Consider the following 7,961-nt stretch of genomic DNA (forward strand, 5'->3'; position numbering starts at 1 on the left):
AAAGGGCCGGCCCAGGCAACACAGGTGTATGGCCAGGGCTTCGCCCTGGTTCGCGGGACAAGCCCGCTCCCACACAGGATTGCCCCACAGATCCTCCTTGCATCAGCAGGATTCTCTGGGGACTGGCTAGGCCATTTGGACGATGTAGCCCGGGGTAGGGCGCCGGGATGATCCCTGGCACAACACCAAGAGGATGATCCCATGAAGCCTGCCCTGTGCCTGCCTGCATTGCCATGGAGTCCGTCATGCGCCAGCTGACCGGATACGCCATGAGCGCCATTGTCATCGCCGCCGTCGCCTTTGCCTTCGCCCCTCGCCAACCCGCACCGCTGGCGGTGACCCAGATCCTTGCCGACCGGGTGCAGGTCAATGCACTGCTCAGCACCGATGACCGGCTGATCGCCGTGGGCGAGCGCGGCACCCTGCTCACCAGCCGCGACCGCGGACACAGCTGGCAGGCCAGCGAGGTGGGTGGCGGGCGTGCTGCCACGCTGACCGGGGTCATCGCCCTGAGCCCGCAGGTGCTGGTAGCGGTCGGGCATGACGGCTGGATCCTGCGTTCGCAGGATGGCGGCCAGCGCTGGCAGGAAACCCATCAGGACGCCAGCCTCGGCGAACCGCTGCTGGGGGTGTGGAGTGGCGATGGCCAGCAGGTGGTGGCCTACGGCAGCTACGGCAAGTTCCTGGTCTCGACCGATGCCGGCGTCCACTGGACAGCGCGGGAAATGCCCGGTGACGGCGCACACTTCAATGGCCTGGACGGCGGCAGCGACGGTCGCCAGATGCTGGTGGGCGAGCAGGGGCTGGTACTGCGCTCCAGCGATGGCGGGCAGCAATGGCAGCAGCTGCCGTCGTTCTACAACGGCTCCCTGTTCGGTGTGGTACGGCTGTCGGCTTCGCGCTGGGTGACCTATGGCATGCGCGGCCATGTGTTCACCAGTGGCGATTTCGGCGAAACCTGGCAGCGCATCGATGTGGGCAGCGACCAGCCGATCTACGGCCATGCGCGCCTGCCGGAAGACGCCGGGCTGGTGCTGGTCGGCGCCGGCAGCCGGCTGATCCGCCTGGATGCACAAGGCAACCTGGTAGCCATCGATCAACGCCAGGGCCTCGGCACCCTGACCTCGGCAGTGGGCCTCAACCCGCGCCACCTCGTAGTGGCCGGCGAGCGGGGGGTGTACCAGGGCGCGCAGCAACGCCTGGCCAGTGCCAGCCAGGAGCAGCAACCATGAAGCCAAGCTGGAGCGAACGCGCCGTGCAGGCCTGCGCGCAGTTGTTGTTCAAGGGCCGTCGTGGCTGGCTGGCAGTCTTCCTGCTGGTAACCCTGGCCCTGGGTTACAGCGCGACCCAGGTGCGCCTGGACCCGGGGTTCAACAAGCAGATCCCGGTCCGCCACGAGTACATGCTCAACTTCCTCGACTTCAGCCGGGTGTTCACCGGGGCCAACCGGCTGCTGGTGAACGTGCGCTGGAAAGGCGAGGGCGACATCTACAACCCGGCATTTCTCAAGGTGCTGCAGCAGGTCACCGATGATGTGTTCTTCATCGACGGTGTCAGCCGGCCGAGTGTGACCTCGTTGTTCACCCCCAATGTGCGTTATGTGGAGGTCACCGAGGACGGCTTCGTCGGCGATCTGGTGGTGCCACCCCAATACGCCGGCACGCCCGAAGACCTGCAGAAGGTCCGCAGCAACGCCGCGCGGGCCGGCCAGGTGGGGCGGCTGCTGGCCAACGACCAGCGGTCTGCACTGGTGCGTGCCGACTTGCAGGACAGCGACCTGCGCACCGGGCAGCCGGTGTCGTACGTAGAAGTCGCCAAGCGCCTGGAAGACATTCGCGCGCGCTACAACAGCCCCGACATCGAGATCAACGTGGTCGGCTTCGCCAAGCTGGTCGGCGATGTGGTGGAGGGACTCGACACGGTGCTGCTGTTCTTCGTGGTGGCCTTCGTCATCACCGCCTTGCTGCTCTGGGCCTACTCGCGTTCGCTGCGCATGACCCTGGTGGCGCTGCTGGTGGCGCTGTTGCCGGTGGTCTGGCTGCTGGGGCTGCTGCCATTGCTGGGGCTGGGCATCGACCCGATGTCGGTGCTGGTGCCGTTCCTGATCTTCTCCATCGGCGTGTCCCATGCGGTGCAGATGACCAATGCCTGGAAGCAGGATGTGCTGGCCGGTGCCTCGGCGCACCAGGCGGCGCAGTCGGCCTTCTGCAAGATCTTCATCCCAGGCTCGCTGGCCTTGCTGATGAACGCCCTGGGCTTTGCCGTGATCATGCTGATCGACATCCCGATCGTGCATGAACTGGGGGTAACCGCCTGCCTTGGGGTGATGCTGATGATCGTCACCAACAAGATGCTGCTGCCGCTGATCCTGTCGTACCTGAAGGTTGGTCGCGACGGCGGCGCGCGGCAGGTACAGGCCGGCGCGCGGCATCGCTTGTGGTGGTGGCTTTCGGCGGTGGCCGAACCGGGCCCGGCGCGGGTGGTGTTCGCGGTCAGCCTGGTGCTGTTGGGCCTGGGCGTGGTCAAGGCGCGGGAGCTGGCCGTAGGCGATATCGGCGCGGGCGCTCCGGAGTTGCGTGCGGACTCGCGTTACAACCAGGACAACCAGCGCATCGTCGGCAGCTATTCGATCGGCCTGGACGTGCTGGCCGTGTTCGTCCAGGCCCAGGGCAGCAGCGAGGCCTGCCTGGAGCCTGCGGTGATGCGCGCGGTGGAAGCGTTCGACTTCCAGATGCGGCACGTCGCCGGGGTGCAATCGGTGCAGAGCGTGGCCGGCATGGGCAAGGAGATGATCGCCGGCAACAACGAAGGCAACCCGCGCTGGGCCGCGATCCCGGGCTCGTCGCGCGGTCTGCAGCAAGGCTCGATGGCCTACACGCCGGATGCCGGGCTGGTGACCGACGGCTGCCGGCGCATGCAGGTGCTGGTGTTCCTCAATGATCACGAAGGGGCGACCGTGGCCCATGTGGTCAGCGAAGCGCGGCGGGTGATCGCGGGCCTGCAATCGGCGCAGGTGTCGTTCCACCTGGCCGGCGGCAATGTCGGGGTGATGGCGGCCGCCAACGAGGCGGTCAAGCACGCCGAGGTGTGGATGCTCGCCGCGCTGTTCTGCTCGGTGGCGCTGTTCTGCCTGTTCACCTTCCGTTCGCTGCGCGCCGTGCTGTGCATTCTGGTGCCGCTGGGCATCGTCGCGGTGCTGTGCAACGCCTTGATGGCGCTGCTGGGCATTGGCCTTAAAGTCGCGACCTTGCCGGTCATGGCCCTGGGGGTTGGCGTGGGCGTGGATTACGGCATCTACCTGTACGAGCGCATCCAGCACGAAATGGCGGCGGGGCAGGACCTGCGCAACGCCTTCTACCGCGCCATGTGCCAGCGCGGCACGGCTGCAGTGTTCACCGCCCTGACCATGTCGATCGGGGTGGGCACCTGGGCCTTCGCGCCGCTCAAGCTGCAGGCCGACATGGGCATATTGCTTGCTTTCATGTTCCTGGTGAACGTGTTCGGGGCGATCTTCCTGTTACCGGCACTGGCGGCCTGGTTCGACCGCGACAGGCCGTTGGTGGCCCGCACTGCACCGGCAGTGGCCCTGCATTCACCGGCGAATTGACCCACAACAACAATAACGCGGGCCGGCGGCAGCGGCCCGCACGGGGGGCTGTCCATGCATACCACGCTATCCAACGCCCAGGTGCTGGCACACCTGGGTATCGAGTTGGCCGACTACGAGCGCCTGCTCGGTAACATGTACGACGCCGCGCTGGACACCCAGCGGCTGAACGAGGCCCTGCGGCAATTGCGCGGATTGTTCCAGGCCAGCTTCGTGACGCTGATCCTGCGCGTACTGGATGAACCCTTCCTGTCGCCGATGATGGTGGCGGGCGATGTCGAGGTGGGCGAGGGCGGGCTCAATCACTATGCCTACTGCGACAAGTCCACGCTGTTCGACCGCCTGGCGCTGGACACCGTGTTCACCATCGACGACCTGATGAGCGATGCCGAGTGGGCCAGTTCGTCGTTCTACCTGCTGTACTGCCAGCCCTATGGCTGCTACCACATGCTCGGCGCCGATATCAGCATGCCCGACGGCGGCACCCTGCGCCTGCGGATCAACCGCCCGCGTGAGCAGGCGCGCTTTGGCGAGGTCGAGCGGGCCCTGTGCGCGATGCTCATTCCGCACCTGCGTCGGGCGCTGCACATGCACACCTTGCTCGACCGCAGCGCCTCGCTGGGCAGCCTGTACTCGCAAACCATCAACCGCCTGGCGGTGGCGACCATCGTGCTCGATGAGAACGGCCATGTGCTGCAACTGAACCCGGTCGCCCGGGAAATACTCGGCAGCAACGACGGCCTGAAGCTGATAGGCGGCCGGCTTGAAGCGACCTACCCGAGCGACAACCGCGAGCTGACACGGCTGGTGCGCAATGCATTCCTGCGCAGTCGACAGGGCGACAAGGCGGAGCAGGGCGCCGAGGCCATGTCGGTGTCGCGGCCCTCCGGGCAGGTCAACCTGGGGGTGGTGGTCGAGCTGATCCCGTCCCAGGAACTGGTGGAGGGCAAGGGCAAGCCGACCGTGGTGGTGTATGTGCGCGATGCCGTGGGCAAGTCGCTGGTGAGCAATGTGGTCACCTCGCAGCTGTACAACCTCACGCCCGCCGAAACCGGCCTGGCGCTGGAACTGGCCAATGGCTTGTCGCTGGAGGAAGCGTCCGAGCGGCTGAACATCCGGCGCAACACCGCGCGGGCGCACCTGCGTTCGATCTTCTCCAAGACGGGGGTACGGCGCCAGACCGAGCTGGTGCGCATCATGCTCAACAGCGTGGTCGCCCTGGGGCAGCCCGGGCCATTGCCGGCACCGACGGGCGCCGCGGTAGCGGGGTAAAAATGCGTTAGTCCGAGCGGACGATGCTCCTGGCCCGAAGGCCTGCCGATACTGGGCCACCGCCATCGGTAACCAAGGAGAACAACAATGACCGACCGTAAATCGGCCGCAGGTTTCGCCCCGCAGGGCCTGGCCCTGGCCTTGCTGCTGGGCACCTTCGCAGGCACCGCCCAGGCCGCCCCCGAGGACGTCGAACGCTTGGGCAAGGACCTTACCTGCCTGGGCGCCGACCCTGCCGGCAACGCCGACGGCAGTATCCCGGCGTTTTCCGGCAAGTGGCTGGGGGCGCCGCCCCAGGTGGCGTTCAAGGGCACCGGGCATCACCCCGTCGACCCCTATGCCGATGAAAAGCCGCTGTTCGTGATTACCGCCGATAACCTGGCCCAGTACGCCGACGTGCTGTCCGACGGGCAGAAGGCCTTGTTCAAGCTGTACCCGGCGACCTACAAGATGCCGATCTACCCCAGTCACCGGGACTTTCGCTTCGACGATGCGGTGTGCCAGGCGACCCGCGAGAACGCCAGGACGGCCAAGCTGGTGGACGACGGCGAGGGCGTGGTCGGCAAGACCGGCGGCACGCCGTTCCCGGTGCCGCGCAGTGGCCTGGAGCTGCTGAAGAACGCCTCCACCTTCACCTTGCGCGCCTGGACCGAGGAATACGTCTCCGACAACGCCTATGTGCTCAAGGACGGCAACATCAACTGGGGCCGGGTGCATTCGCGCAACCTGGCGCCTGCCCTGGCGCCCGGCATGGTCGGCGAGACGGTGGGCAACTCGTCGTTCTACCTCAACGAAACGCTGTTGCCGCAGCGCGACAAAGGCGAGATCAACACCGGCACCGAGTTCTGGAACGACAAGACCGAACCGCGCCAGGCCTGGCGCTACGACCCGGGCACGCGGCGGGTGCGGCAGTCGCCGGGGTACGGCTTCGACATGTCGTTCCCCGGCAGCGGCGGCTCGATCACCGTGGACGAGGTGCGCCTGTTCAACGGCTCGGGGCAGCGCTACGACTGGAAAATTGTCGGCAAGCGGGAAATGTTCATTCCCTACAACGCCTACCGGGTACACGCCCCCGAGCTGAAATACGCCAGCCTGCTCACGCCGGGCCACCTCAACCCCGAGGCGATGCGCTACGAGCGTCATCGGGTATGGGAGCTGGAAGGCACCCTCAAGCCTGGCTATCGCCACCTGTACGGCAAACGCAAGTTGTACATCGACGAAGACACCTGGTTCCCGATGCTGGCCGACAACTACGACAACCGCGGCGAGCTGTGGCGCACCTCGATGGTCAATTACTTCTACGCCTACGAGACCCAGCGCCCGCAGGCCGGTGTAGGCCTGTACCACGACCTCAATGCCGGCAGCTACCTGGCGTTCAACCTGATCAACGAGCAGCGCAACGGCTACCAGCTCAACCGCCCAGGCTTCAGCCCGCGCGACTTTGGCCCGGAAGCGGCGCGGCGCTTCGGCCAGTAACCCCTGGCAAGGCCGGGCCTAGTCCAATTGGGGGATGAGGGCCCGGCAGCGCTGCTCAAAGATGTTCGCCAGGTATTTCCCCTGCCCGAGCAGGGGCTTTGCCGGTGAATGGCGTACTCAACACAGGAATAACAACAACATGACCAAACTCGCCGAACTCTCCATCGACAGCGCCCAGCGCACCCACCGTTACGCCAGGGGCTGGCACTGCCTGGGCGTGGCCGATGACTACCGTGACGGCAAGCTGCATACCCTGAACATCTTCGGCACGCGCCTGGTGGCCTTCGCCAGCAGTGCCGGCGACATCAGCATCCTCGACGCCTATTGCCCGCACATGGGCGCTGACCTGTCCCAGGGCACCATCGAGAACGACACCGTGGTCTGCCCGTTCCACCACTGGAAGTACGACACCAGCGGCAAATGCGTGGAGATCCCTTACTGCAAGCGTATTCCCCCGAAGGCCAAGACCCGCAGCTGGCTGACCTGCGAGGAAAACAACCTGCTGTTCGTCTGGAACAACCCCGAAGGCCGACCGCCGAAGGAAGGCGTGGTGATTCCGCACCTGCCGCAGATGGATGACCCGGAGTGGATTCACGATTGGAACATCGACACCATGCTGATCGAGACCAACCCGCGCGAGCTGGTCGACAACCTGGTGGATGCCCAGCATTTCGGGCCGGTGCACGGCACGCCGACCAAGTACTTCGCCAACGTGTTCGAAGGGCATATCGGCCAGCAGATTTTCCACGGTGATTCCGAGCGCCTGGGCGGCGACCTGATCGCGCCGTCGGCCTACTACGGCCCGGCCACGCACTTCACCGAGCTGAGCTCGATGTTCGGCGAGGTGCGGGTGCATGCGATTTTGCTCAACAGCCACGTGCCGGTGACCCCGGACAGCTTCGTGCTGCGCTTTGGCTGCATGGTCAAGCGCGTGCCGGGCTGGACTGAAGAGCAGAACATCGAGATTGCCAAGGCCTATGTCATGGGTAACCGCACCTCGTTCTATCAGGACGTCGACATCTGGAAGCACAAGGCCCGTATCGACAAGCCGGTGCTGGCCGAGAACGACGGCCCGGTGTACCAGCTGCGCGAGTGGTACCAGCAGTTCTTCACCGACGAGGACCAGGTGCCGGCGAGCATGGCCGAGCGGCGCGAGATCGTCACCGTGGATGAGCGTTGAGCAACCCAAGGCCCTGCCCGCGTAGCGGGCGGGGCAGTCGCAGGAGGAGGGTGGCCATGAAACTGCAGCGCTTTCTGGTGTACAGCGTGCCCTTGTTCGTGGCGCTGGTCATTGGCCTGACCTTGCTGGCCTCGCCGTTGCCGGAGTCAGCCGGGGCCAAGGCCTGCAGGCATATTCCGGGGTGCATGAGCATCATGCCGAGTTTTCAGGGGTGGCCGGGGGTGCGTTAGGGGAGGCACCGGCTTCGCCGGTGTTCGCGGGACAAGCCCGCTCCCACAGGTACACCACGGGCCTTGAGAGCTGCGGTAGTCCTGTGGGAGCGGGCTTCCAGCTACCTTGTGTTTGCCTGCGCCGGCCTCATCGCCGGCAAGCCGGCTCCCACAGGATGACCCCTGTTCTCAGGGCTTGTGGTGTACCTGTGGGAGC

At 65.8% G+C, this 7,961-nt stretch carries 6 protein-coding genes; all 6 read left to right on the forward strand.

Annotation, left to right across the window (positions count from 1 at the left end; genetic code table 11):
- Positions 1-245: 245 nt before the first annotated feature.
- The 6 genes from PMI38_RS13310 to PMI38_RS27105 all read left to right on the forward strand — a co-directional run bounded on the left by PMI38_RS13310 (position 246) and on the right by PMI38_RS27105 (position 7,765).
- The gene (locus PMI38_RS13310) at positions 246-1,232 is read left to right on the forward strand and encodes a WD40/YVTN/BNR-like repeat-containing protein (protein ID WP_008094736.1); all 987 of its coding nucleotides are present in this window, start codon (positions 246-248) and stop codon (positions 1,230-1,232) included.
- Entirely contained in the window at positions 1,229-3,607 is a 2,379-nt protein-coding gene (locus tag PMI38_RS13315; RefSeq protein ID WP_008094737.1) for an efflux RND transporter permease subunit, read from the forward strand. Before PMI38_RS13310 ends, PMI38_RS13315 begins: the two co-directional genes overlap by 4 nt.
- Positions 3,608-3,661: 54 nt before the next feature.
- Positions 3,662-4,879, forward strand: coding sequence for a helix-turn-helix transcriptional regulator (locus tag PMI38_RS13320; RefSeq protein ID WP_008094739.1), 1,218 nt, complete (start codon positions 3,662-3,664; stop codon positions 4,877-4,879).
- Positions 4,880-4,966: 87 nt separating this feature from the next.
- Positions 4,967-6,355 carry a DUF1329 domain-containing protein gene (locus PMI38_RS13325; RefSeq protein ID WP_008094742.1) on the forward strand — a complete coding sequence of 463 codons (1,389 nt, stop codon included), beginning with the start codon at positions 4,967-4,969 and terminating at the stop codon, positions 6,353-6,355.
- Positions 6,356-6,494: 139 nt separating this feature from the next.
- Entirely contained in the window at positions 6,495-7,535 is a 1,041-nt protein-coding gene (locus tag PMI38_RS13330; RefSeq protein ID WP_008094744.1) for a Rieske 2Fe-2S domain-containing protein, read from the forward strand.
- 56 nt (positions 7,536-7,591) lie between these two features.
- Positions 7,592-7,765 (forward strand): hypothetical protein, encoded by a 174-nt coding sequence (locus tag PMI38_RS27105; protein WP_008094745.1) that lies wholly within the window; start codon positions 7,592-7,594, stop codon positions 7,763-7,765.
- Positions 7,766-7,961 lie beyond the last annotated feature (196 nt).

Origin of the sequence: Pseudomonas sp. GM84, from assembly GCF_000282535.1 — a bacterium.
Taxonomy (GTDB): Bacteria; Pseudomonadota; Gammaproteobacteria; order Pseudomonadales; family Pseudomonadaceae; genus Aquipseudomonas.

Excerpts from the sequence above, each read along its gene's own strand:
- PMI38_RS13310 (WP_008094736.1), top strand. The coding sequence starts at position 246 with ATGCGCCAGCTGACCGGATACGCCATGAGCGCCATTGTCATCGCCGCC.
- PMI38_RS13315 (WP_008094737.1), top strand. The coding sequence starts at position 1,229 with ATGAAGCCAAGCTGGAGCGAACGCGCCGTGCAGGCCTGCGCGCAGTTG.
- PMI38_RS13320 (WP_008094739.1), top strand. The coding sequence starts at position 3,662 with ATGCATACCACGCTATCCAACGCCCAGGTGCTGGCACACCTGGGTATC.
- PMI38_RS13325 (WP_008094742.1), top strand. The coding sequence starts at position 4,967 with ATGACCGACCGTAAATCGGCCGCAGGTTTCGCCCCGCAGGGCCTGGCC.
- PMI38_RS13330 (WP_008094744.1), top strand. The coding sequence starts at position 6,495 with ATGACCAAACTCGCCGAACTCTCCATCGACAGCGCCCAGCGCACCCAC.
- PMI38_RS27105 (WP_008094745.1), top strand. The coding sequence starts at position 7,592 with ATGAAACTGCAGCGCTTTCTGGTGTACAGCGTGCCCTTGTTCGTGGCG.